We start from the raw sequence: 23475 nt of genomic DNA, 5'->3' as shown, positions 1-23475 counted from the left end.
AATTCATTAATATGTTAATGATCATCTTTTATGCTTTGCGGAAAGGTTTGGCAAACAGAAGTGAATGTTTTGTGATCGGATTAACAATAAATTTACAGTTATATTTTTTATTTGTTGTTAATCAATTAGATAATTAATTTTCTTGTACCTTCTGGTACTTTTCAGAGGCAGAAACCGGTTGCCTTCAGAAGGAATTAGCGCTAATTATTAACTTATTAACAGATTGGGGATTTATATCAGAGGTATGTGATGCATGATTCGTTAACTATCGCGCTGCTGCAGGCGCGGGAAGCGGCGATGGCCCACTTTCGGCCCATCGTTAAACGCCACAATCTGACCGAGCAGCAGTGGCGTATCGTGCGCATCCTCGCCGAAAATCCGTCGATGGATTTTCACGATCTGGCCTTTCGCGCCTGTATTTTACGTCCGAGCCTGACCGGTATTCTGACCCGCATGGAGCGCGACGGCCTGGTGCTGCGTTTAAAACCGGTTAACGATCAGCGCAAGCTGTACGTTTCGCTGACGCCTGCGGGCCTGAAGCTGTATGAAAGCGCCCAGGCCCAGGTCGAAGAAGCCTATCGCCAGATAGAAGCCCAATTTACCGTCGAAAAAATGCGTCAGCTTACCGCGCTGCTGGAGGAGTTTATCGCCCTGGGGAATGGGGTGGGTGGAGAGGAAGAAGCGTAATTTTCCTTCCGTGAAGCTAGAAATATTCCCCCGGTCGCACTGTGCTTACCGGGGCTACGGGCCGGTGCCATCCCGTAGCCCGGATAAGGCGCCAGCCGCCATCCGGGGAGTTCCCTGCCACTCAGAACAGGGTATCGAGCTCTTCCAGCACGTTATACTGCTCGTCCACCAGCAGTAGGGTTTTCCATTTATCAAACGTCAGGCACGGATGCGAGGTGCCGAACACCAGAATATCGCCGACCTGCACGTCGCTGCCTGGCGCGAGGCGCAGCATACAGTGCTGATCCATGATCCCCACGCTCTCGATCCCCGCCGCGGAGATCTGCTCGCCGTTGCGATAGCGAGCGATCGGCTGCGGCAGTCCGGCGTCGAAGGCGCAGTCGCGTTTGCCGAAGTTGACCACCGCGCGATCCGCTTCCGGCACCGACTGGACCATCGCCATCAGTTCCAGCGCCGAGGTTAAATCACCGCCCAGATCGCAGGCGATCGGATCGCGCGCCACCAGCGCTTTCTGCGCGATATCGTAGATCCCCCGATCGTGGGTGATATAGCAGCCGGGGCGGATAACGATCCGGCACCGCGCCGGTTTCTTCGCCGCCAGCCAGATATTGCACACCACGTCATACCAGACGGTACCGGCGCCGGTCAGCACAAACTCCCCCTCAACCAGATGTTCCATCCGGCAGGCCAAATCGGCGGCCTGGCGCAGCAGAGCCTCCACCTGCGGCTGCGGATCGTCGCCGTGCAACACCCCTTCATACAGCTCAAGTCCGCGCAGCTTAAGGCCCGGAAGGTCCGCGACGGCCTCCGCCAGAACCTGTGCATCCTCAACGCTGCGGCAGCCGCAGCGCCCGCCGGCCACGCCCAGCTCAATCAGCACGTCCAGCGTTTGCCGCCGTTCGCTGAAAAAGGCCGACAGCGCGCGGGCGTTGGCGAGGCTATCGATGCAGCAGATAAACTCCGCCGCCCGGTAATGCGCTTTCAGGCGCGATACCGCCTGCATATTCGCCCTGCCGACCAGCTGATTGACCATCAGAACGCGCTCAACGCCGCTGGCCATCGCCGCGCTGGCCTGCCAGGCGCTGCCCACGCCGATTCCCCATGCGCCCGCCCGCTGCTGGGCCTGAAAAATCCACGGCGTCATCGTTGTTTTACCGTGCGGCGCCAGCGAGACGCCGCGCGCGTCGGCGTAGCGCTGCATCCAGGCGATGTTATTTTCCAGCGCCGTTTTTTTCAGCAGCGCGGCGGGGAGGCAGACCTCCTCCGCCAGCAGATTTGCCGGAGCGGCCATCACGGCGGCTTTGTGCGGAATAAGCGTATCGGAGTGGTATTTCATAACACTATCCTTTTAGGGTTTATGCTCGGAATAAAGCTGAGTATCAATTTTAATTAATTGAAAAATATAAATTTAATATGTGATTTTTATTTTTTGTGAATAAAAGTATCACAATTTGATCTGGTTTTTGCGTAGTTTTCCACTGTTTTTCCGCCTTGTAAATGGTTAACTTGTCGACAGAGTTGAAAGGGAGTCATTGCGATGAAAGTTAACTGGCTTTTCAAAAACGTCACGGTCATTGACGGCAGCGGCGGACCGCAGTTTCGCGGCGACGTGGCGGTGAAGGGCGATCGGATTGTAGATATGGCCCCGGCGCTGAACCTGCCGGCGGAGCAGGTGATTGACGGGCAGGGGCGCGTGCTGGCGCCCGGGTTTATCGATGTGCATACCCATGACGACATCAACGTCATTCGTATGCCGGCCTATTTGCCCAAGCTGAGCCAGGGGGTGACGACGGTGATTGTCGGCAACTGCGGGATCAGCGCGGCGACGGCGACCCTGCGCGACGGCGTGCCTGACCCGATGAACCTGCTGGGCGAGCAGGAGCACTTTGTTTACCCCACCGTTGACGCTTACGCCCAGGCGGTGGAGGCGGCGAAGCCGTCATTGAACGTCGGCACGCTGATTGGCCATACCGCGCTGCGTAATAACCATATGGACGATCTGTTCCGCCCGGCGACGGAAACCGAGATTGCCGGAATGCGGGTGCAGCTGCGCGACGCGCTGCGTCAGGGGGCGCTGGGGCTGAGCAGCGGGCTGGCCTACGCCAGCGCGTTTCAGTCCACCACTGAAGAAGTGATGGCGCTGGCCGAGGAGCTGGCGGCAGAAGGGGGAATTTATACCACCCACCTGCGTTCGGAGTTCGAACCGATTCTGGATGCGCTCGACGAGGCGTTCCGCATTGGCCGCCACGGTAACGTACCGGTGGTGGTATCGCACCATAAGTGCGCCGGCGCGAAAAACTGGGGTCGCACGAAGGAGACGCTGGCTTTCTTCGATGAGATGCGCCAGCGCCAGGAGATCGCCTGCGACTGCTACCCCTATTCTGCCAGCTCGTCGACGCTGGATATGAAGCAGGTCACCGATGAGTTCGATATCGTCATTACCTGGTCGGAGGCGCAGCCCGAGCAGGCCGGAAAAACCCTGCAGCAGATTGCTGACGGCTGGCAGGTTAGCCTGCACGAGGCGGCGGCGCGGCTGATGCCCGCAGGTGCCATCTACTACAACATGGACGAGCAGGACGTGCGGCGGGTACTGCGTTATCCGGTGACCATGATCGGCTCAGACGGTCTGCCGAACGACCCGATGCCGCACCCGCGGCTATGGGGCGCGTTCCCGCGGGTCCTGGGCCACTACTGCCGAGATGAACGGCTGTTTCCGCTGACCACCGCTATCCACAAAATGACCGGTCTGTCGGCGGCGCGTTTCCAGCTGGCAGAGCGTGGGCTGGTGAAAGTGGGCTATTTTGCCGATCTGGTGCTGTTCGATCCGCAGACGGTGCGCGATGTCGCCAGCTTCTCCGACCCGAAACAACCGGCGGAGGGGATCGAGGCGGTGATGGTCAACGGCGTGATGAGCTACGGCAGCGACAAAAAGATTATCGGGCGCGCGGGGCGTTTCCTGCGCCGCCAAATGAACTAAGGAGTGCAAAATGAGTATTAAACGTTATGGCGTAGAAGGCGGTACCGGCACCGGCGGGCAGCATCTGCCGTTCGCGCGCGCGGTGGAGGCGGGGGGCTGGCTGTACGTTTCCGGCCAGACGCCGATGAAGGATGGTGAAGTGGTGGAAGGCGGGATTGTCGACCAGGCGCGTCTGGCGATTCAGAACTGCGTGGATATCATGACCGAAGCGGGCTACACCCTGGCCGACGTGGTGCATGTCAAGGTGATCCTCACCGATGCGCGCTATTTCCAGTCTTTCAATAAAGTGTTCCGCGAGTTCTTTGGCGACAACCCGCCTGCCCGTATCTGCTGCGTCGCGGACCTGGTGGTGGATTGTAAAGTCGAAGTAGATGTGACCTGTTATAACGCGACTCGCGTATAAAAATTTATTAACCAGAAATATAAACAGGATTTTTGAGCGCTGAATTCATTCAGCGCTTCGTAGCCTTTTACCTTTTACATACTCAACTGGCAGGATGTGAATAATGAATAGTCATATCTTTTTAGTCGGCTTTATTATTTACGCGCTGGCCATGATTTGGCTTGGCTGGTACGTGTCGCGTAATCAAAAAAGCGGTGAAGATTTTTTACTCGGCGGCCGTTCCTTACCGCTGTTCCTGACGCTGGGCTCCACCGTGGCGACCATGGTGGGGACCGGTTCAAGCATGGGCGCCGTAGGCTTCGGCTACAGCAACGGCTGGGCCGGAATGCTCTACGGCGTGGGCGGAGCCATCGGTATTTTGCTGGTGGCCTGGCTGTTTGCCCCGGTGCGTAAACTGCGCTTTATGACCATGAGCGAAGAGCTATCTTATTATACGGGCGGCAGCCATTTAATTAAAAATATCGTTGGCATAATGATATTTGTTGCCTCGATTGGCTGGCTGGGGGCGCATATTCTTGGCGGCAGCATGTATTTATCCTGGGCGACGGGGATAAATCTGACGGTGGCTAAAATTATTATTGCCCTGGCCTTTGCGATTTACGTTATCATCGGCGGTTATTCTGCGGTGGTATGGACGGATACCATTCAGGCATTAATTCTCTTTTTCGGCTTTATCCTGATGGCGATTCTGGCGGTGGTTCACGTCGGCGGATGGGATGCCATCGTCCAGGCGATGGATCCCAGGGCGATGAGCCTGTTTGCGGTCGATAAACTGGGGGCCATTCCGGCGCTATCGCTGGCGATGGTCATCGGCGTCGGCGTGCTGGCGACCCCTTCCTATCGCCAGCGTATTTACTCGGGGAAAGATGTCTCTTCGGTGCGCCGCTCGTTTGTCTATACCGGCGTGCTGTATCTGTTTTTCTCGGTGCTGCCGGCGATTATCGGCATGGCGGCATGGACCATGAACCCCAATCTCGAGAACAGTAATTACGCCTTCCTGTTCGCCACCAGCTTCTTACCGGCCATCCTCGGGCTGGTGGTGCTGATTGCCGGGCTTTCGGCCACCATGTCCTCGGCCAGCTCCGATGCGATAGCCGCCGTGGCCATCATGATGCGTGATGTTTATACCCTCATCACCGGGAAAATGCCCCCGGCGGATAAAGCAATAACGCTCTCCCGCTGGATGCTGGCGTTCGTTATCGGCCTGGCGATGATCTTCGCCCTGACCTCGAACGATATCATCAGCTATATCACCAAAATGATCTCCATGCTGATGTCCGGGCTGTTCGTCTGTTCGATTCTCGGCCGCTTCTGGCTGCGCTTCAACTGGCAGGGCGCGTTTACCGCGCTGCTGAGCGGCATGCTGGTTTCTCTTGTGGTTTTGATGAAAGCCGACTGGCTGGCTTACTGGGGGAACCCGTGCATTCCGTCGGTCGTCGGCAGCTTTGTTTTCGCGATTTTTGTCACCCTCTTGACGCCAGCCAGCAAAGTCAGCCGTGAGCAGGCGCTGGAAATGATCACGCAGGAGCGGGAAGGGCAGGCGATGCCGGCGAAAACGACGGTGCAGGTCTCAGGAGAAGCACAATGAAGGACTATATTGCCGTCGACTGGGGCTCTACCCAGCTGCGCGGCTGGCTGATTCGCAATGGCCAGTGCGTCGAAACAAAGCAGCTGCCACTGGGTATCACCCGCCTGAACGGACGAGCGCCTGCCGACGTATTCGCGGAGCATTTGGCCCTCTGGCGCGGCGCGGAGGCGCTGCCGGTGCTGATGGCAGGGATGATCGGCAGCGATGCGGGCTGGCAAGCGGTGCCGTATGTGGCCTGCCCGGCGGCGATCGACGCGCCGGGGCAGCAGCGATGCGCCGTGGCTGAAGGCGTGTGGATTATTCCCGGGCTCAAGATTGCCCAGGGCGGGGAGTTCAACGTGATGCGCGGCGAAGAGACGCAGCTGCTGGGGGCTATGGAGCTGGCGCCGGCGGAGTGCTACGTGCTGCCGGGCACCCACTGCAAATGGGTACAGGTGACGGACGGCATGGTGCGTCATTTTACCACGGCGATGACTGGCGAACTGCACCATCTGCTGATGACGCAATCGCTTATCGGCAAAGGGCTGCCGGCCCAGCAGGCGGACGAGGCGGCGTTTGAACAGGGGCTGGAAAAAGGGCTGGCGCAGCCGTCGCTGATTAGCGAACTGTTTGTTGCCAGAGCCGCCCGGGTACTCGGGGCGCTGGCGGTAACCTCGGTCAGCGACTATCTCTCCGGGCTGCTGATTGGCGCGGAGGTGGCGACCCTCGGGCAGCGTTACCGTACCTCTGGCGTCACGCTGGTTGGCGACCCGGCGCTGAATGCCCGCTACAGCCGGGCGATGGGGGCGCGCGGAATGACGGTTAACAGCTGCAGCGGCGATGAGGCGCTGCTGGGCGGCATGGCGAGGATAATGCATGGACAAGATTAAACTGGTAGCGATTTTACGCGGTATTCGCCCCGCTGAGGCGGCGGAGCATATTGAGACGCTGATAAATGCTGGATTTCGCTATATCGAAATTCCGCTCAACTCACCGGACTGGCAGCAGAGTATTCCGCAGATGGCCGCGCGCTTTGGCGAGCAGGCGGTGATTGGCGCGGGAACGGTGCTTAAGGTAGAGCAGGTCGATTTTCTGGCCGATGCCGGGGCGAAGCTTATCGTGACGCCGAATACTCAGCCGGCGACCATCCGCCGGGCGGTGGCGCGCGGAATGCGGGTCTGCGCCGGGTGCGCTACCGCGACCGAGGCGTTCAGCGCGCTGGACGCCGGGGCGCAGTGGCTGAAGATTTTCCCGTCTTCCTCCTTCGGCCCGGACTATATTCGGGCGCTGAAAGCGGTGCTGCCGCCGGAGGTGCCGGTGCTGGCGGTCGGCGGCGTGACGCCGGAGAATCTGGCGAGCTGGGTCGAGGCGGGATGCGCCGGCGCCGGTCTGGGAAGCGATCTGTATCGCGCCGGGCAGGCCGTGGAGCGTACCCGTCAGCAGGCGGAGAGGTTTATCGCCGCCGCCCGCTGCGGTTAATCGCCCAGCGGCTGCCTGTCGACGCCGCCGCGATGGCTGTCGAGCGCCAGCTTAATCCGGCGCAGCCTGCCCTTTGCCTGGGTTTTGTTGGCCATCGCCAGTTCGGTGGCCAGCACGTCAACCATCGCCAGCATCGCATAGCGTGAAGTGCTGGGCTTGAAGATATAGTCGTTTTCGCGCACCAGCAGCGGCAGCACCAGATCCGCCTGCTCCGCCAGCGGCGTTCCGGCGGGGGTGATGGCAATGACCTTTGCGCCGTACTGCCTGGCAATCGCCGCGCTCTCAATAATTTCCTGGGTATAGCCGCCCAGCGACAGCACGATAACCACATCCTTTGGCGTCACCGCCGAGCTCATCATGCGCACCAGCAGGCCGTCGTTCTGGCTGACCACCGGCAGACCGAGGCGAAACAGACGGTACTGGATCTCCTGGGCGCAGATGGTGGAGCCGCCGCCCATCCCGAGGGCCAGGATCTGCCGCGCGTCGCTCAGCCAGCTCACCGCGCGCTTAAGCGCCTCAATATCCAGCGCCCGGCGGTTGGTCTCCAGCACGCCGATGATCGACTCGTAGATCCCCTGCACGCCCTCAAGATCCGGAACATCGAGGATAAATCGCTGCCCGACTGCCAGGGATTGCGCGAGCTTCATCTTCAGCTCGCGGACGTCTTTGCAGCCGAGCGCCCGGGCAAAGCGGGTGACCGAGGCCTGGCTGGTGTGGGTCAGGCGCGCCATCTCCGCGATGGGCAGCTCCGCCGCCGCCGCGACATCATCGAGAATAAACTGCGCGATGCGTTTTTCGGTCGCCGTGAGTTCCACAAAGCGATCGGTAATGCAGGAAATGATATCGATTGACCAGGACATACGGGTATCAACGGGTAAGTTTTGAATGGTACTTTGTACCATATTCCGCCGCTGAAATCAGCGCCAGAGGCTACAGCGCTAAGCGCATGGCGCAGCGCGTTTCCGGCGGCAGACCGTGTTCCGTTTCCAGCTCCCTTTTCGCCGCCAGTCCCGCCGGTAGCCTTAGCTCGCTTAACATTGAAAACCCCAGGCGCGTGTAAAACGGCGCGTTCCACGGCACGTCGCGGAAGGTGGTGAGCGTGACCGCCGGATACGCCGCCTGGCGGGCTGTCTCAATGACCTGCTCCAGCATCATGCGGCCAACGCCTCGCCCCTGCCACGCCTGATGAACGGCGATCTCCACGATAAACAGCGCATCATCCAGCGGTTCGCTCAGCAGGAAGCCTATCGGTTGGTCATCGGCCACGGCCAGCAGGCTGTGGTCAGTTTCAAGAAACAGCCGGTGGCGCTCGGGGCTTATCACTTCGCTTTCCGCCAGCCAGGCCAGCGCCGGGATCTGGCGAAAAGCCTGGGCCGCCGAGCGCTCAATGGCGGGCAGAAGAGGGATGTCTCGCTCCTCAGTCAGGCGTAACGTCGCGGCGGCGGTTATAGTGTTAGTTTTCATCACCTCAGCATAGCAGCCTCCGGGAGAAATGTATGGAGCTTACCGCCGTTTCCGCCACCCAGTTCAGCGTCGCGCAGCTGACGACGATCCTCTGCGACTGTTTCGAAGATTACCTGGTTCCCGTCACGCTATCGGTAGAGGTTTTTGTCCAGCGTTTTAGCGCCGAAGGGCTGAGCCTGCTGGATTCCTGCGTCTGGCTGGATGGAGATGTCCCCGCGGCGATGGCGGTCGTCGCCCGCCGCGGCGATGAAGCCCGGCTGGCGGCGTTCGCGGTGCGGCCTGCGTATCGCGGAAAGGGCGTTGGCCGCCGGCTGATGTCGCCGCTTATCGACGCGCTGCGCGAGCAGGGCGTACGGCGGATGTGGCTGGAGGTTATCCGCGACAACCACGCCGCGGTGGCGCTGTATCAATCGCTGGGCTTCGAGGTGCGGCACGGGCTGTGCGGCTATTTAAGCGCGCAGGCCGGAAGTGACGGGCCCTCCATATTAGAGGATGTTGACGTGCTGGCGCTGACGCGCAGGGCAGGCGCCGAGATTAACGGCCAGCTGCCGTGGCTGATGGACCCGCTCACCTTCAGCACCCTGCCGTGCCGGGCGCTGAGCCTCCATCAGCAGGCTTTCGCCGTGCTGGCGACCTTATCCAGCAGGCCGCAGCTGCAGTTTTTATGGGTCGATCCCGCCGCCCGCGGGCGCGGGCTGGGGCGGGAAATGCTGATGGCGCTCGCCCAACGCTTTCCGGGGCTCGGGACCTCGGTGACCATCCCGGAGCGCTTTACGCCGCTGTTTCACGCCGCCGGCTATACGCCCATGGCATTAAAACAGTATGAAATGAGCGCAACGTTGAGCGCCCCGCCGCCAGCAGGGCGTTGAGATTCAGCCGTTACGCGGGTCGCTAATCGGCTGACGAACCAGGAAAATATAGGCCAGCGCGCCGAGGGCGGTCACGCAGCCGCAGATAATCAGCGCCAGCTGGAATGAGTGGGTGGTATCGACGATAAACCCGGTCACCACCGGCGCGAAGGAGGCGCAGATAAAGCTGGCGAAGTTCTGGATGCTGCCGACGGATGCGGTCATTCTCGAGGCCACCGCGACATGAATCAACCCCCAGCAGGAGGTGCCGGCAAAGTGGATGCAGAACAGCGCCATACCGATTAACAGCACCGCGGCGATAGAGGTAGTGGCCTGCGGCACAATTAACGTAAACGCGGCGGAGCAGAACATCCCGGCAATAATGCAAATTTTACGGCTTTTGATCGGCGCCATGCCGCCTTTAACCAGCCAGTCGGTGACGTAGCCGTTGATAAGCATACCGGCGGCGCCGAACAGGAAAGGAATGGCGGCCATAAAACCGGTACTTTTCAGATCGAGGCTATACGCCGTTTGCAGGTAACCCGGCAGCCAGGCCAGATACAGCCACGCGGTATAGTTGATGCCGCTGAAGCCCAGCATCATTCCCCACATGGTTTTGTTTTTAAACAGGCTGCGCCATTCGGCAAAGCTCAGCGGGTCGCGGCGAACGTTGACGCTTCCGGCGTTAAGGTAGGCCTGCTCGTCGGCGGTGAGAGAGATATCTTCCCGGTTGCGATATAGCATATACCAGCCGATAGCGACGAAGATCCCCAGCACGCCGATGGTGATAAACATCCCGCGCCAGCCCATCATCAGCATCATGGCGGCAAGGATCGGCGGGCTGATCGCGACGCCAATCGTCGAGGCGGCGTTAAAGAAGCCCATCGGGCGGCCGCGCTCTTTGATATTAAACCAGTCGTTGATCACCTTGACGCCGCAGGGGTTCATCGGCGCTTCGCCGATCCCCATGCCAATACGCACCAGCACGAACTGGGTAAAGCTGTGCACCATCCCCGAGACCGCCTGAAACAGCGACCAGAAAAACATCCCCAGCCCCAGCATGATGCGCGGACCTTTACGGTCCAGCAGCGGCCCGCAGGGGAGCTGGGCGATGCCGTAGGCCAGCGAGAAAACGGACAGCAGCGCCCCGATTTCGGTGGCGCTGAGCCCCAGATCCTCGCGAATCGTTAAGTTCGCGACGGACAATGAACTTCTGTCGAGGTAATTAATCACCGCCGCCAGAAATAACAGGATCATTGCCGTTGTCTGAATTTTTTTAATGCGAGTGCTACGCGTTAACGTATTATCTAACGGAACAGTCATCGTCTCCGCCTTTCCTTTATCAAAGGTTGTCTGCGGGTCGATAGTGATATTTCGTGATTCCACGCCTGACTCCTGGTTATTCTATTTGAACGACAAGTGACATCGAATGGTTTAAACCCACCCACCTATTTCACAGTAAAGTAAGTCGACTTGTTTTCAGCATAAATAACCTTTTTTCTGGCGCTGGTTTATATTTTGAGATCTGTGCTGCTGATTATCATTTTCTGTTTTTAATCGGTACTTAATAAGCCTGGGATTCGCTCTGCCTGAGCGAGTTAATCATTGATTGCTTCGCCGAGTTCAGGTGGTTACGCAGCGCCAGGTTGGCGTCCAGATCGCTGCGGCAGATAAGCGCGCTCAGGATAGTCATATGTTCATCAATGGCGATGATATTGCGCTGTTTAAGGTCGCTCTCATCCCACTGATAGTGAAAGTGAAAAATCACGGAAATAATCTCAAGTGATTGATTAAAAAATATATTCTCAGCCGCGGACAGGAGCAGAGAATGAAAGTCGCGATCGAGCTGGGAAAACATACGAAAGCTGTCGCCGATGCTGTCACGCAGGGCGCGATGGCGTTCAAGCAGGGTTTTCGCCTGCAGCCAGCGGGCGTCGTTGTCCGGGAGGTTGAGGAAGTGCTGTAGGGCGTGGGTTTCCAGCATTTCCCGCAGTTCGAACAGCTGCTCGGCCCAGGATTGCTCAAACTTCTTCATATTCCACTGGCCGCGCTTTTCGCTTTCAATCAGGTTGTAGCGGCTGAATTTCAACAAAAACTCCCTGACCACGACCGGGCTGACGCCGGCAGCACGCGCCAGCTGTAGCTCGGAAAATATCTCTCCGGCGCGCAGCTGGCGCTGGTTAATCATGGTGTAAAATGCCTGCTCGAAGAGACGGTTCTGCTCGGCCAGCGAGGCGCTGGAGCCATCGAAGCCGTCCTGCATCTCCGGCTGGCGAAGGATCTGGTAGTCCTGACCGCTCTGGCGCAGCACGCCGCGCTCGCACAGGTGGCTGAGGATATGGCGCACGGTGGTGCGGCTGATGTTGTACATCTCCGCCAGTGCGCTTTGTGAGGGCAGCGGCGACGGAAGAAAGCCGCGCGCCATATCGTTAATGACCTGGTTAATGACGTTGTGACGAAGGTTTTGCGAGCGGCTCATTATGCATCTCCATTTTTTTAGCTATTAAAGCCGGATTTAAAACAGTTTTGTGCGCGAGATTTCACAATTTTTGCAATGAATTTATTCTCACCTCTGTTTTTCATCGATATCTAAACCAACAAATACGGAGGAAATTATTATGACGTCGATGAATACATTAGTGTGTCAGGAACCCAAAATATTGCGCTGGGAAAAACGCCAGATTCCCATTCCCGGCGATGATGAAGTGCTTATTAAAATAAAAACGGTGGGGATTTGTGGTACGGATATTCATGCCTGGGGAGGGAATCAACCTTTTTTTAGCTATCCGCGCGTGCTCGGTCATGAAATATGCGGTGAGATTATCGGTCTGGGTAAAAATATTCTTAATCTGAAAAGCGGACAGCAGGTTGCCGTCATACCCTACGTCGCCTGCGGTCAGTGTCCGGCCTGCCTGAGCGGCCGGACAAACTGCTGCGAGAAAATTTCCGTGATCGGCGTACATCGGGACGGCGGGTTTAGCGAGTACCTCTGCGTGCCGGTAAAAAATCTGCTGGTGGTGGATGACGTCGAGCCGGAAGCCGCGGCGCTGATTGAGCCTTTTGCTATCAGCGCACATGCGGTGCGTCGCGCCGCTATCCAGCCGGGAGAGCAGGTGCTGGTGGTCGGCGCGGGCCCCATTGGTCTCGGGGCGGCGGCGATCGCCAAAGCCGACGGGGCGCAGGTGGTGGTGGCGGATACCAGCCCGGCGCGGCGCGACCACGTGGCGCAGCACCTTGGTCTGGCCACGCTCGACCCTTCCGACCCGCAGTTCACCGAACAGCTGTGTGCCGCGTTTGGTGGTTCGCTGGCGCAGAAGGTGATCGACGCCACGGGGAATCAGCAGGCGATGAACAATACGGTGAATTTAATCCGCCACGGCGGCAGCATCATCTTTGTTGGCCTGTTTAAAGGTGAGCTGCAGATCCCGGACCCGGAGTTTCATAAGAAAGAGACGACCATGATGGGCAGCCGTAATGCGACGGAAGAGGATTTTGCCAAAGTCGGGCGGCTGATGGCCGAGGGGAAAGTGACCGCCGGGATGATGCTGACCCACCGCTACGATTTCAGGTCGCTGGCTGAGATTTACGAAAGCGATGTGATTAACAATCGCCAGCTTATCAAAGGTGTCATTCATTTTTAGCAGGTAAGGCTATGAAATCGTTAAACAGAAAAGATTTTCCCGGGCCGCGGTACCCGACGCGCGTGATTCAGTTCGGCGAAGGCAACTTCCTGCGGGCGTTTATCGACTGGCAGCTGGACCTGCTGAATGAGCAAACCGATCTGGCGGCAGGCGTGACCATCATTCGCCCGATCAATACCGAGTTTCCGCCGTCGCTTAATATCCAGGACGGACTCTACACCACGGCGATCCGCGGGCTGGACGAACGCGGCGAGGCGGTGAGCGAGGCGCGGATTATTCGATCGGTGAATAACGAGATCAACCCGTGGCAGGATTTTGCCGGCTATCTGGCGCTGGCTCGTAATCCGGCGATCGCGTTCGTATTTTCAAATACCACCGAAGCGGGCATCAGCTATCACGCCGGAGACCGGCCTGACGATAAGCCGCCGGTCAGCTTTCCGGCGAAGCTGACCCAGCTGCTGTTCGAACGGTTCCGCCATTTCAACGGCGCAGCGGATAAGGGATGGACGATGATTCCGTGTGAGCTGATCGACTACAACGGCGAAGCGCTGAAGGCGCTGGTGCTGCGCTATGCCGAAGAGTGGCAATTGCCCGCGGCTTTTCGCGACTGGGTTGAGACCGCCAATACGTTTTGTTCAACGCTGGTTGATCGCATCGTCACCGGCTACCCGCGCGAGGAAGCGGAAAAGCTCGAAGCGGAGCTGGGCTACCATGATGCTTTCCTGGATACCGCCGAATACTTCTGGCTGTTCGTTATCCAGGGGCCGCAGGCGCTGGCGAAGACGCTGCGGCTCGAACGTTACCCGCTCAATATCCGTCTCGTAGAGGATATCCGGCCCTATAAAGAGCGCAAAGTCGCCATTCTTAACGGCGCGCACACCGCGCTGGTGCCGGTGGCGTGGCTGTGCGGCGTCGATACCGTTGGCGAAGCGATGCAGGACGAAACCATTCGCCATTATGTGCAGCAAACTATCGACGAGGAGATTATTCCGGCGCTGGATTTACCGGCCGATGAGCTGAGGCAGTTTGCCGATGCCGTGACCGGGCGCTTTCTTAATCCCTGGATTCGCCATCAGTTGCTCTCTATCGCCCTGAACGGCATGACCAAATTTCGCACCCGGATCCTGCCGCAGCTGCTGACGCATATCCGCCAGCACGGCGCAATCCCGCCGCGGCTAACGTTCGCCCTGGCGGCGCTCATCGCCTTCTATCGCGGGCAGCGCGACGGGCAGGCGTATCCGCTGCAGGATGATGACGTCTGGCTAAGCCGTTTTGCCGCAGGATGGGCGCAGGTGGCGCAAGGCCGCCCGCTGCATGAACTGGTCACCGAAGTCCTGCAGGATACCGGGCACTGGGGTGAAGATCTGACGGCAATACCGGGGCTTGCCGAACAGGTCACGCGGTATCTGGAAGTCATTTTGAGCGCGGGGATGCGGGAGGCCCTGTCGCGGCTGTAATCGGTTTGTTGTGCGGCGCCCGCGGATTTGGGCGTCGTTTTTTTTTGTGCTCTGAACCGCAAAAAATAAATTAAGCGCCAATGGTTGGTGGATTTCCCGCATCATAAGAGCCTATCCCATTAGGGCTATTTTGCTTGCCATTTTGAACCTGGGCAGTGCTCAGACAAAACTCGCAGAGTTTTGAACGCCCTCAGGGCGGCCTGGAGGGGGAGCGTAGCGAATAATCCTCACGTACTACGTGTACGCTCCGGTTCTTCCGCGCTGGCCGTGTTCAAACTGCCTGCGCCAATAACGCCTACTGGAAGAGGCTCTAAGTACCTATGATGGCATTGATGGGGGATGCGATGCGTAAAACGGAACTGTTGGCTTTTCTGCAAAATCAGACCGATTTTTTTGATCCGGATAACCTGAGCGAGGTCTTCACCGCCGGCTACCTGGCCCGGCGTTTTGCGATGCAAAGAAACACCGCCAGCCACTATCTGAATCAGCTGGTGGCCCAGGATGTGCTGGTGAAGATTAATACCCGTCCGGTCTATTTCCTGCATAAGGCCGCCTTCTGCCAGCAGTTTTTCCCCCTTTCCCGCAGCGAGTACGCCAGTATGGCGGAGCTGCTCGCGGAGAGCGACCGGCAGCCGGAACAGGCGGATCATTTTTCATTGCTTACCGGCCATGACGGTAGCCTGCGCAAGCCTATCGAACAGATGAAAACCGCGCTGTTTTATCCCAACGGTGGCCTGCCGCTGCTGATCGTCGGCGACAGCGGAACCGGCAAAAGCTATATGGCGGAGCTGATGCACGAGTTTGCTATCGCCCAGGGACTGCTGGCGCCCGATGCGCCCTTTGTCTGCCTCAACTGCGCCCAGTACGCCAGCAACCCGGAGCTGCTGGCCGCCAACCTGTTTGGCTACGTCAAAGGCGCGTTTACCGGCGCGCAGGGCGATAAAGCCGGGGCGTTTGAGGCGGCAAACGGCGGCGTGCTGTTTCTCGATGAAGTCCACCGCCTCGATGCGCAGGGCCAGGAGAAGCTCTTCACCTGGCTGGACCGCAAAGAGATCTATCGGGTGGGAGAGACGGCGCAGGGGATGCCGATTTCGCTGCGGCTGGTGTTTGCCACCACCGAAGATATTCACAGCACGTTTCTGACCACCTTTATTCGTCGTATCCCGATCCTCATTAGCCTGCCTGATTTACAAAACCGCAGCCGCGGCGAGAAAGAAGCGTTAACGCTGCAGTTTTTCTGGCAGGAGGCCCGCACGCTCGCCGCCCGGCTGCAGCTGACGCCCCGGCTTTTACAGGTGCTGACGCACTACGTTTATCGCGGCAACGTCGGTGAGCTGAAGAATGTCGTCAAGTACGCCGTCGCGTCGGCGTGGGCCAGGTCTCCGGGCAGCGAGAGGCTAAACGTCACGCTGCACGATCTGCCGGAAAATATCATGGCCGCGACGCCGGCGCTTAGCGAACCGATGGGCCAGCAGGAGCCGCTGCTTATTGAACCGCAGACCAGCCTGGTCTGGCTGCTGCGCGCGCGCGACCCGGTTCAGGGGCTGATCTATGATGCTCAGTGCCGCGTTCTCGCGCTGTATGAGGCGGTGCTGAGTAAAAAAACGGTCTGGGAAGAGGCGCAAAAAAGCATGGGCGAGGAGATGGAAACCCTCTTCGATCGGCTGATTTTCGATAATCATGATGCCAACAGCTCGCATCTGCTGCTGCTGATAACCCATCAGGTGCGGGAGGAGTTTTATCGCCTTGAAAAGCGCTTCAATATTCAGTTTAACGGCAACTGTATCTACGCCCTGAGCCACTACCTGATTCATCGTTCTCGCCAGGCGCAGTCGACGATGAGCAATGAGAAAAGCCGCCAGCTGGAGGATTTCCTGGCGCAGAAATACCCGTTGCTGTATCGCTTTTGTGAAGAGATCCTCGCCGCGCTGGCGCTGAAGCTGGATATTGAACCCCGACGCATTGACCTGCTGCTGCTGGTGCTGTGGTTACAGAAAAACGGCGCTATCAGTCAGCAGCAGGTGACCCGGGCAGTTATCCTCGCCCACGGTTACGCCACCGCCAGCAGCATCGCCAACGTGGCGAACCGGTTGCTGAAAAGCCAGCTGTTTGAGTCATTCGATATGCCGCTCGACGTGACGCCGGAGGCTATCGCCGATCAGGTGATGGCCTGGATCGAGAGCCACGCGCTGGCCTCCGGACTGGTCATCCTGGTCGATATGGGATCGCTGAACGCCATTCACAGCCACTTCAACCGCCGGCTGTCCACGCCGATGGCGATTATTAATAACGTCTCGACCGGGATGGCGATGTACGCCGGGGAGCGGGTTTTGCAGGGCGATATGCTGGAAGATATCGTCCGGGAGATAGGCAATGACCTCGCGGTAGAGCATCAGCTCTATTACCCGCAAACGGACAAACCGCGGGCGATTCTTACAACCTGCGCCACCGGTCTGGGGGCGGCGGCGAATCTGTCGGCGCTGTTAAAAGCCAGCATTCCTGAGACGCTCGGCATCGATATTGTGGCATGCGATGTGGAAACCCTCGCCGATCCCGCGCGGCGGGCGCCGATGCTCAGCCGCTATGAGGTGCTGGCGATCGTCGGCACCCTCGATCCGCATCTCGCCGATCTGCCGTGGATCTCGCTGGATTCGCTGATTTCCGGCGAAGGAAGCCGCCCGCTGATGCGTATCTTCGGCGAACTGGCCTCCGCTGAGCAGGTCAGCGAGATCAATAACCTGATCCTGAAAAATTTCTCGCTGCGCCGGGTGATCGAGTCGGTGACGATCCTCGATACCGGTAAAGTGATCAATCAGGTCGAGCAGTTTTTACTGCGCTATGAGCATCTGGCCGGCTGCGATGTGCCTAACGATCGCAAGGTGGCGCTGTACGTGCATATCAGCTGTCTGATAGAACGCCTGATCCGTAACGCTTCGCCATCCCATTATTCCGGCAAACAGTGTCCGGAGAGCGAGCTGGTTATTCTGCGCGAGGCCTTTAGTGTCATTGAGAACGGATATAGTGTCAAAATCCCCGCCGTTGAGCTGTATTACATTCACGATATCCTGACGCGAGAAACAGAATTTATTCAGGAAGATCAAGAGTTTTAAGACTCGTCATCGGTTCGTCCTTGCGCTAACCGGCACGCCACTGTTTCTGGCACGCCGGTTGCAATTAAGAAAGCAGTGGAATGCGCTTTCGAGGTAAGGATGAAACGACACTATATTTTTGCCAGCCATGGCACCTTTGCTAACGGTTTGCTGAACTCCGTGGAGCTGATCCTCGGTAAGCAGCCGGATATTCATACTCTCTGCGCCTACGTCGAAGAGGAGGCCGATCTGACGCAGCAGGTGGAGACGCTGCTGGCGCGTTTCCCCGCCCAGGATGAGCTGATTGTCATTACGGATATTTTCGCCGGTAGCGTCAATAATGAGTTTGTGCGTTTTTTATCGCGCCCTAATTTTCATTTATTGTCCGGTTTAAACCTGCCGCTGATTATTGATTTACTTATTTCCGCAGGCGAAGAAAATACCGATAAATTAATTTCTGAAGCATTAACAAGCGCCAAAGAGAGCATTCAGTACTGTAATCAGACGATTGCCTGTGCGATGACTATTGATAAAGACTTCTGAAATGAGGGAACACTATGATTACGCTATTAAGGGTTGACCATCGATTACTTCACGGCCAGGTTGCCTTTTCCTGGACGCAGTATGTCGGCGCTGATTGCATTTTAATTGCCAACGATAATGTCCCAGATGATGAGCTACGGAAAACGACGATTAAGCTCGCTAAACCCCCTTCAGTCAAACTGGTGATTAAAAATATTAACGACGCTATTGAATCGATAAAAAGCGGCGTGACCGACAAATATAATCTGTTTATCGTCGTGGAATCGGTAAATGATGCCTGGCGGATTGCCAGCGCCGTCGAGGAAATTAAAAGTATTAATCTCGGCGGAATTAAAGCCAAAGAGGGCAGTAAAAATATCTCTAAGGCGATTAATTTACTCCCGGAAGAAATAGAGCAACTGCAGCAACTGGTCGGGAAAGGCGTCGAAGTTGAGATTCGCCAGGTCCCTAACGACCGCAAACAGCTTTTTGCGCAATGCGTTTAATTCCGCGGAGGACAGATTATGGTAGAGGCTCTCTTACTGGGGCTGGTGGCGTTTATCGCGCAATCGGAATATGCATTAGGAACGTCGCTGATTTCGCGGCCTATCGTGACCGGGCTGCTGACCGGGCTGGTGCTGGGGGATGTACAAACCGGCGTCATCATGGGCGCGACGCTTGAGCTGGCTTTTATTGGCTCTTTCTCGGTCGGCGCATCGATTCCGCCTGATGTAGTAACCGGCGGTATTCTCGGCGTGGCGTTCGCCATTACCTCTGGCGCGGGAACGGAAACGGCGCTGCTGCTTGGCCTGCCCATCGCCACCCTGACGCTGATCCTGAAAAACGTCTATCTGGGGATGTTTATTCCGATGCTCAGCCAGAAGGCTGACGGCTATGCGGAGCGGGCGGATACCCGCGGCATTGAACGTATGCATTTGATTGCTGGCTTCGGGCTGTCGCTGATGCTCGCCACGGTGGTGACTATCTCATTCCTGGTCGGCAGCAATGCGGTGAAATCCCTGCTCGATACCATCCCGGAATTTATCAAACACGGGCTCAGCGTCGCTACCGGCATTATTCCGGCACTCGGCTTCGCAATGCTCGCCAGGCTGCTGATTAATAAGAAAGTCGCGCCGTACTTTTTCCTCGGCTTTGTGCTGATGGCCTACCTGAAAATCCCGGTGACCGGCATCGCTATTCTCGGCGCTATTGTGGCGGTGGTCATGGTTAACGTCACCGCGTTGAGCTCACCTCGTACGACGACAGAACAAGGAGTCAGCGATGACGACGAAGATGATTTCTGAAGAAACTCTGCAACCGCAGGCGCAGGAAGAGGCCCGTATCACGCCGCGCGATCTACGCCGGGTATTCTGGCGCTCCTTCCAGATGGAGTTTTCGTGGAACTATGAGCGGCAGATGAATCTCGCCTTTGTTTACGCGCTGATTCCGGTGCTGAAAAAGCTCTATCCGCGCAAAGAGGAGCTGGCCGGGGCGTTGAAACGGCATCTGGTGTTCTTCAATACCACGCCGCATATCGTCACCCTGCTGCTGGGGATCACCACGGCGATGGAGGAGAAGAATAGCCAGCAGAAGAACATGGACGCCAACGCGATTGATAACGTCAAAGCGTCGCTGATGGGGCCACTGGCCGGGCTGGGGGACTCCTTTTTCTGGGGCACGCTGCGCCTGATCGCTACCGGCATCGGCACCAGCCTGGCGCTAAAGGGCAACATTCTCGGTCCCATTCTGTTTCTACTGGTGTTCAACGTGCCGCACATCCTGGTGCGCTGGTTCTTTACCCGCTGGGGCTATGTGCTGGGCACCGGGGTACTGCAGCGGATCCAGAAGAGCGGAATGATGGAGAGCCTGACCTACGGCGCGTCGATTATCGGCCTGATGGTGGTCGGGGCGATGACCGCCTCAATGATTGATATCACCATCCCCCTCTCATTCGGCGCCGGAGAGGCGAAAACCCAGGTGCAGGACATTATCAACGACATCCTGCCCTGCATGCTGCCGCTGGTGAGTTTTGGCATCGTTTACTGGCTGCTGGGGCGCAAGGTTAAACCGCTTTCTATTATCGGCGGAATGGCGCTGGTGGGCATTCTGGGGTCGTGGATAGGTTTATTTTAACGGGAGTCGAAAATGGTACCAACGATGATGACCTATATCAGCGAAGAGTCGGCCTGTCTGACGCAGATCCTGCGCGACTACCGGCAAAAGCTGGCGGCGATTGAGACCTTTGCCCGCCAGCACCCGGTGCGCCGCATTCTGCTGTTGGCGACCGGCTCGTCGCTGAACGCCGCCCTGTGCGCGCGCTATTTCTTTGAGCAGCGCTTCGGCGTCCTGGTTGAGATTAAAGAGCCGTACAACTTTACGCACTACGAGGCGGTCGATCCGCATACCGATCTGGTGGTGGCGATTTCGCAGAGCGGTAAAAGCGCCTCGACGCTGGCGGCGATGCGTAAGGTGCAGGCATTGAGCCTGCCGGTTTTTGCGCTGACCTCCGATCCGCAAAGCCCGATCGCCCGGGCCTGCGACGGGATACTGGATATCAATACCGGTATCGAGAGCGTGGGGTTTGTCACCCGCGGGTTTAGCGCGACGGTGCTGAATTTGCTGCTGATAGCGCTGATGATTGCCCGTGCCCAGGGGAAAGCCAGCGAGGCCGAGGAGCAGCGCTATCTTGCCGAACTGCAGCGGCTGGCGGCGGCGATCCCGGATGTCATTGACCGCACCTCGCGGTTTATCGACAGGCATGGCGAAGCGCTGCGGGGCGGCGAGCGCTTCGTCGCCACCGGCTATGGCGCGCTGGTGGGCGTCGCCAAGGAGTTCGAAACCAAATTTACCGAAACGGTACGCGTGCCTTCCAGCGGTTTTGAACTTGAGGCCTATATGCACGGCCCCTATCTGGAAGCCAATGCTCGCCATGTGATGCTGTTTATTGAAGATGCGCCTGATGCGCGGAGCCGGGCGCTGCGGGACTATATGGCGCCGTCCATTGCCCGCGCCTTTACGCTGACGCTGAGCGATGAAGAGGATGCGCAGACGCTGGCGCTAAGCTGCCCGTGTGAACATCACCTGGCGCCGCTGCTGCTGATTGTTCCCGTCCAGATGCTGGCCTGGCATACCGCCGGCCTGAAAGGCATCGATCTGGCTAAACGTATTTTTGACGATTTTGATCGCGTCTTAAAAAGTAAAATCTGATTATTCAGGAGAAAACTATGTTGGGTTTTAATCAGGACGAGTACCTGACCAGTGCTCGCGAGATCATCGCTGCGCGCAAACAGGCGGAAACCGTTGCCGATGATATTTATCAGAGCGGCTGTAGCGCCTTATTTTTCGCCTCGGTGGGCGGTTCTTTGGCGCCGATGATGGCAATAAATGAGTTTGCAAAAGAATTAACCAGCGTGCCGGTTTACCTTGAGCAGGCGGCGGAATTAATTCATCGCGGACATAAAAAATTAAATAAAGATGCGGTGGTGGTGACGTTATCCAAGTCCGGCGATACCAAAGAGTCGGTAGCCATTGCCGAATGGTGCAAAGCGCAGGGGATTCGCGTGGTGGCCATTACCCGTAATGCCGATTCGCCATTAGCCGAGGCGGCGAGCTGGCATATTCCGATGTGCCACAAGAACGGCGTGGAATATGAATATATGCTGCTCTACTGGTTATTCTTCCGCGTCATTTATCGTCACGGTGATTTCGCGAATTACGATCGTTTTGCACGCCAGCTGGAATTGCTGCCGGAAAATCTTCTGCAGGCCAAACGCCAGTTCGATCCGCAGGCGGATAAAATCGCCGCTCAGTATCACGGCTGCGACTATATGATGTGGATCGGCGGGGCGGAAATGTGGGGTGAGGTCTATCTGTTCTCAATGTGTATTCTCGAAGAGATGCAGTGGAAGCGGACCAAGTCGGTAAGTTCAGCCGAGTTTTTCCACGGCACCCTGGAGCTGCTGGAAAAAGAGGTCCCGCTGTTCCTGGTCAAAGGCGAGGGTAAATGCCGGGCGCTGGATGAGCGCGTCGAACGCTTCGCTGAGAAGATCACCGACCATCTGGTGGTGATTGACCCGCGCGACTATCCGCTGAACGGCATTGATGAGGCTTTCCGCTGGATTATGGCGCCGTGCGTGGTTTCCACCCTGCTGGTGGACAGGCTGGCGGCCCATTTTGAACACCATACCGGGCATGACCTTAATATCCGCCGTTATTATCGTCAGTTTGATTACTAAGCTTTGCTGATGGCGGCCAGCCGGGCTGGCCGCTGCGCGATTCTCCGAGGCGCTTCCCATAAAATCATCGCCAAAACCAACGAAGTAAAAACCGATGGTAGAGTCCGGCTTTCCTTCTCTTTCAGGCAAGCGGACGGCCATGAAAAAACGGATGACCTCGACGCCGCACGATGCGGTCTTTAAGCGATTTCTTCGCCACCCGGAGACGGCGAATGATTTTCTCACGCTGCATCTGCCGGAAGCGATCCGCCAGCGGTGTGATTTTTCTACCCTACGGCTGGAGCCGGCGAGCTTTATTGATGAAGATCTGCGCGCCTGGTACTCGGACGTACTGTGGTCGGTACAAACCCCCTGCGGCCTGGGATATGTGTATGTGGTGATAGAGCACCAGAGTTCGCCGGATAACCATATGGCTTTTCGCCTGATGCGCTATGCGATTGCCGCGATGCAGCGGCACCTCGACGCCGGGCACAAAACGCTGCCGCTGGTGGTGCCGATGCTTTTTTATCACGGCGCGACCAGTCCTTATCCCTTTTCCCTGAACTGGCTGGACGAATTTGCCGACCCGCAGATGGCGAGGACGCTGTACGCCTGCCCGTTTCCGCTGGTTGACGTAACGGTGATGCCGGACGATGAAATCGTTCAGCACCGGCGGGTCGCTCTGCTGGAGCTGATGCAAAAGCATATTCGTCAGCGCGATCTCAGCGGGATTACGGAGTCGTTGGCGACCCTTGTGATGCTGGGATACACTAACCGCAGGCAGTTAAGAGTGCTGTTTCATTATATGCTGCAGTACGGCAACAGCGCCGATCCGAGCGTGTTTCTCCGCCGGTTGGCCCGCCGTCTGCCACACTATGAGGAGAGGTTGATGTCTATCGCTCAAAAGCTCAAGCAGGAAGGTCGGCAAGAGGGAAGGCAGGAAGGGATACAGGAAGGCCGACAGGAAGGCCGGCAAGAAGGGCGCCTGGAAGGCCTGCAGGAAGGGAGCCGGCGGGAAGCGCTGCGCATTGCCGGCAGTATGCTGCAGAACGGTTTAGATACCGAGACGGTACAGCGGATTACCGGACTGTCGGCGGATGAGCTAAAGCCGCTGCATGGCTAATTTC

22 protein-coding genes are annotated in these 23475 nt (G+C 57.6%); 17 read left to right on the top strand and 5 right to left on the bottom strand.

Annotated features, from left to right (window positions below; translation table 11 throughout):
* The first annotated feature begins 249 nt into the window (after positions 1-249).
* On the top strand, positions 250-687 hold the full coding sequence (hpaR, locus tag ACESQ2_RS25495; RefSeq protein ID WP_014227790.1) for a homoprotocatechuate degradation operon regulator HpaR: 438 nt from the start codon (positions 250-252) through the stop codon (positions 685-687).
* Positions 688-808: 121 nt separating this feature from the next.
* Here the strand turns inward: hpaR and ACESQ2_RS25490 are convergent, their stop codons facing one another.
* A complete protein-coding gene (locus ACESQ2_RS25490; protein WP_373171514.1) occupies positions 809-2023 on the bottom strand; it encodes an amino acid deaminase in 1215 nt (404 codons plus the stop codon).
* A 201-nt stretch (positions 2024-2224) separates the two neighbouring features.
* Here ACESQ2_RS25490 and ACESQ2_RS25485 point away from each other — a divergent pair, with 201 nt between their 5' ends.
* From ACESQ2_RS25485 to ACESQ2_RS25465, 5 genes are all read left to right on the top strand, one after another.
* A complete protein-coding gene (locus ACESQ2_RS25485) occupies positions 2225-3664 on the top strand; it encodes an amidohydrolase family protein (RefSeq protein WP_373171512.1) in 1440 nt (479 codons plus the stop codon).
* Positions 3665-3674: 10 nt separating this feature from the next.
* Positions 3675-4067: a RidA family protein gene (locus ACESQ2_RS25480; protein ID WP_038424036.1), complete on the top strand. Its 393-nt coding sequence runs from the start codon at positions 3675-3677 to the stop codon at positions 4065-4067.
* 103 nt (positions 4068-4170) lie between these two features.
* The gene (locus ACESQ2_RS25475; RefSeq protein WP_049069988.1) at positions 4171-5655 is read left to right on the top strand and encodes a sodium:solute symporter family protein; all 1485 of its coding nucleotides are present in this window, start codon (positions 4171-4173) and stop codon (positions 5653-5655) included.
* Complete coding sequence (locus tag ACESQ2_RS25470) at positions 5652-6524, top strand: 2-dehydro-3-deoxygalactonokinase (RefSeq protein ID WP_373171510.1); 873 nt, start codon at positions 5652-5654, stop codon at positions 6522-6524. Before ACESQ2_RS25475 ends, ACESQ2_RS25470 begins: the two co-directional genes overlap by 4 nt.
* Positions 6511-7113 (top strand): 2-dehydro-3-deoxy-6-phosphogalactonate aldolase, encoded by a 603-nt coding sequence (locus ACESQ2_RS25465; RefSeq protein WP_373171508.1) that lies wholly within the window; start codon positions 6511-6513, stop codon positions 7111-7113. The genes ACESQ2_RS25470 and ACESQ2_RS25465 overlap by 14 nt, the downstream gene beginning before the upstream one ends.
* Here the strand turns inward: ACESQ2_RS25465 and ACESQ2_RS25460 are convergent.
* A complete protein-coding gene (locus tag ACESQ2_RS25460) occupies positions 7110-7973 on the bottom strand; it encodes a MurR/RpiR family transcriptional regulator (protein WP_014227796.1) in 864 nt (287 codons plus the stop codon). The two genes, ACESQ2_RS25465 and ACESQ2_RS25460, sit on opposite strands and share 4 nt — an antisense overlap.
* A 70-nt stretch (positions 7974-8043) precedes the next feature.
* Complete coding sequence (locus ACESQ2_RS25455) at positions 8044-8577, bottom strand: GNAT family N-acetyltransferase (RefSeq protein ID WP_029946908.1); 534 nt, start codon at positions 8575-8577, stop codon at positions 8044-8046.
* 32 nt (positions 8578-8609) lie between these two features.
* Between ACESQ2_RS25455 and ACESQ2_RS25450 the strand changes: the two genes are divergently transcribed.
* Positions 8610-9446 (top strand): GNAT family N-acetyltransferase, encoded by an 837-nt coding sequence (locus tag ACESQ2_RS25450; protein ID WP_085520268.1) that lies wholly within the window; start codon positions 8610-8612, stop codon positions 9444-9446.
* A 3-nt stretch (positions 9447-9449) separates the two neighbouring features.
* On the opposite strand, the gene ACESQ2_RS25445 is transcribed toward ACESQ2_RS25450, so the two are convergent.
* Together ACESQ2_RS25445 and ACESQ2_RS25440 are read right to left on the bottom strand one after the other, a co-directional pair.
* Positions 9450-10811 (bottom strand): MFS transporter, encoded by a 1362-nt coding sequence (locus ACESQ2_RS25445; RefSeq protein ID WP_014227799.1) that lies wholly within the window; start codon positions 10809-10811, stop codon positions 9450-9452.
* Positions 10812-10989: 178 nt separating this feature from the next.
* Complete coding sequence (locus ACESQ2_RS25440) at positions 10990-11904, bottom strand: GntR family transcriptional regulator (protein ID WP_042944243.1); 915 nt, start codon at positions 11902-11904, stop codon at positions 10990-10992.
* A gap of 139 nt (positions 11905-12043) precedes the next feature.
* Between ACESQ2_RS25440 and ACESQ2_RS25435 the strand changes: the two genes are divergently transcribed.
* The 10 genes from ACESQ2_RS25435 (at position 12044) to ACESQ2_RS25390 (ending at position 23471) form a co-directional block, all read left to right on the top strand.
* Positions 12044-13066 (top strand): zinc-binding alcohol dehydrogenase family protein, encoded by a 1023-nt coding sequence (locus ACESQ2_RS25435; RefSeq protein ID WP_373171506.1) that lies wholly within the window; start codon positions 12044-12046, stop codon positions 13064-13066.
* A gap of 11 nt (positions 13067-13077) precedes the next feature.
* On the top strand, positions 13078-14523 hold the full coding sequence (locus ACESQ2_RS25430; RefSeq protein WP_373171504.1) for a tagaturonate reductase: 1446 nt from the start codon (positions 13078-13080) through the stop codon (positions 14521-14523).
* A gap of 344 nt (positions 14524-14867) precedes the next feature.
* Positions 14868-17633, top strand: coding sequence for a sigma 54-interacting transcriptional regulator (locus ACESQ2_RS25425; RefSeq protein ID WP_373171503.1), 2766 nt, complete (start codon positions 14868-14870; stop codon positions 17631-17633).
* A gap of 99 nt (positions 17634-17732) precedes the next feature.
* A complete protein-coding gene (locus ACESQ2_RS25420) occupies positions 17733-18155 on the top strand; it encodes a PTS sugar transporter subunit IIA (protein WP_373171502.1) in 423 nt (140 codons plus the stop codon).
* A 14-nt stretch (positions 18156-18169) separates the two neighbouring features.
* The gene (locus ACESQ2_RS25415; protein ID WP_373171500.1) at positions 18170-18640 is read left to right on the top strand and encodes a PTS sugar transporter subunit IIB; all 471 of its coding nucleotides are present in this window, start codon (positions 18170-18172) and stop codon (positions 18638-18640) included.
* A gap of 18 nt (positions 18641-18658) precedes the next feature.
* Complete coding sequence (locus ACESQ2_RS25410; protein WP_373171498.1) at positions 18659-19438, top strand: PTS mannose/fructose/sorbose/N-acetylgalactosamine transporter subunit IIC; 780 nt, start codon at positions 18659-18661, stop codon at positions 19436-19438.
* Positions 19416-20267: a PTS system mannose/fructose/sorbose family transporter subunit IID gene (locus ACESQ2_RS25405; protein ID WP_014227807.1), complete on the top strand. Its 852-nt coding sequence runs from the start codon at positions 19416-19418 to the stop codon at positions 20265-20267. Before ACESQ2_RS25410 ends, ACESQ2_RS25405 begins: the two co-directional genes overlap by 23 nt.
* Positions 20268-20279: 12 nt before the next feature.
* Positions 20280-21341, top strand: coding sequence for an SIS domain-containing protein (locus tag ACESQ2_RS25400; protein WP_046877841.1), 1062 nt, complete (start codon positions 20280-20282; stop codon positions 21339-21341).
* A 17-nt stretch (positions 21342-21358) separates the two neighbouring features.
* A complete protein-coding gene (locus ACESQ2_RS25395) occupies positions 21359-22369 on the top strand; it encodes an SIS domain-containing protein (RefSeq protein ID WP_025106878.1) in 1011 nt (336 codons plus the stop codon).
* A 139-nt stretch (positions 22370-22508) separates the two neighbouring features.
* Positions 22509-23471 carry an Rpn family recombination-promoting nuclease/putative transposase gene (locus ACESQ2_RS25390; RefSeq protein ID WP_046877842.1) on the top strand — a complete coding sequence of 321 codons (963 nt, stop codon included), beginning with the start codon at positions 22509-22511 and terminating at the stop codon, positions 23469-23471.
* The last annotated feature ends 4 nt before the right edge of the window (positions 23472-23475 follow it).

This window comes from Klebsiella sp. Q11, assembly GCF_964241505.1.
Lineage (GTDB): Bacteria > Pseudomonadota > Gammaproteobacteria > Enterobacterales > Enterobacteriaceae > Klebsiella > Klebsiella michiganensis.
Note: the sequence above shows the minus strand (reverse complement) of the source record. Positions and strands in the feature narration are given on the sequence as shown.

Excerpts from the sequence above, each read along its gene's own strand:
- hpaR (WP_014227790.1), top strand. The coding sequence starts at position 250 with ATGCATGATTCGTTAACTATCGCGCTGCTGCAGGCGCGGGAAGCGGCG.
- ACESQ2_RS25490 (WP_373171514.1), bottom strand. The coding sequence starts at position 2,023 with ATGAAATACCACTCCGATACGCTTATTCCGCACAAAGCCGCCGTGATG.
- ACESQ2_RS25485 (WP_373171512.1), top strand. The coding sequence starts at position 2,225 with ATGAAAGTTAACTGGCTTTTCAAAAACGTCACGGTCATTGACGGCAGC.
- ACESQ2_RS25480 (WP_038424036.1), top strand. The coding sequence starts at position 3,675 with ATGAGTATTAAACGTTATGGCGTAGAAGGCGGTACCGGCACCGGCGGG.
- ACESQ2_RS25475 (WP_049069988.1), top strand. The coding sequence starts at position 4,171 with ATGAATAGTCATATCTTTTTAGTCGGCTTTATTATTTACGCGCTGGCC.
- ACESQ2_RS25470 (WP_373171510.1), top strand. The coding sequence starts at position 5,652 with ATGAAGGACTATATTGCCGTCGACTGGGGCTCTACCCAGCTGCGCGGC.
- ACESQ2_RS25465 (WP_373171508.1), top strand. The coding sequence starts at position 6,511 with ATGGACAAGATTAAACTGGTAGCGATTTTACGCGGTATTCGCCCCGCT.
- ACESQ2_RS25460 (WP_014227796.1), bottom strand. The coding sequence starts at position 7,973 with ATGTCCTGGTCAATCGATATCATTTCCTGCATTACCGATCGCTTTGTG.
- ACESQ2_RS25455 (WP_029946908.1), bottom strand. The coding sequence starts at position 8,577 with ATGAAAACTAACACTATAACCGCCGCCGCGACGTTACGCCTGACTGAG.
- ACESQ2_RS25450 (WP_085520268.1), top strand. The coding sequence starts at position 8,610 with ATGGAGCTTACCGCCGTTTCCGCCACCCAGTTCAGCGTCGCGCAGCTG.
- ACESQ2_RS25440 (WP_042944243.1), bottom strand. The coding sequence starts at position 11,904 with ATGAGCCGCTCGCAAAACCTTCGTCACAACGTCATTAACCAGGTCATT.
- ACESQ2_RS25435 (WP_373171506.1), top strand. The coding sequence starts at position 12,044 with ATGACGTCGATGAATACATTAGTGTGTCAGGAACCCAAAATATTGCGC.
- ACESQ2_RS25430 (WP_373171504.1), top strand. The coding sequence starts at position 13,078 with ATGAAATCGTTAAACAGAAAAGATTTTCCCGGGCCGCGGTACCCGACG.
- ACESQ2_RS25425 (WP_373171503.1), top strand. The coding sequence starts at position 14,868 with ATGCGTAAAACGGAACTGTTGGCTTTTCTGCAAAATCAGACCGATTTT.
- ACESQ2_RS25420 (WP_373171502.1), top strand. The coding sequence starts at position 17,733 with ATGAAACGACACTATATTTTTGCCAGCCATGGCACCTTTGCTAACGGT.
- ACESQ2_RS25415 (WP_373171500.1), top strand. The coding sequence starts at position 18,170 with ATGATTACGCTATTAAGGGTTGACCATCGATTACTTCACGGCCAGGTT.
- ACESQ2_RS25410 (WP_373171498.1), top strand. The coding sequence starts at position 18,659 with ATGGTAGAGGCTCTCTTACTGGGGCTGGTGGCGTTTATCGCGCAATCG.
- ACESQ2_RS25405 (WP_014227807.1), top strand. The coding sequence starts at position 19,416 with ATGACGACGAAGATGATTTCTGAAGAAACTCTGCAACCGCAGGCGCAG.
- ACESQ2_RS25400 (WP_046877841.1), top strand. The coding sequence starts at position 20,280 with ATGGTACCAACGATGATGACCTATATCAGCGAAGAGTCGGCCTGTCTG.
- ACESQ2_RS25395 (WP_025106878.1), top strand. The coding sequence starts at position 21,359 with ATGTTGGGTTTTAATCAGGACGAGTACCTGACCAGTGCTCGCGAGATC.
- ACESQ2_RS25390 (WP_046877842.1), top strand. The coding sequence starts at position 22,509 with ATGAAAAAACGGATGACCTCGACGCCGCACGATGCGGTCTTTAAGCGA.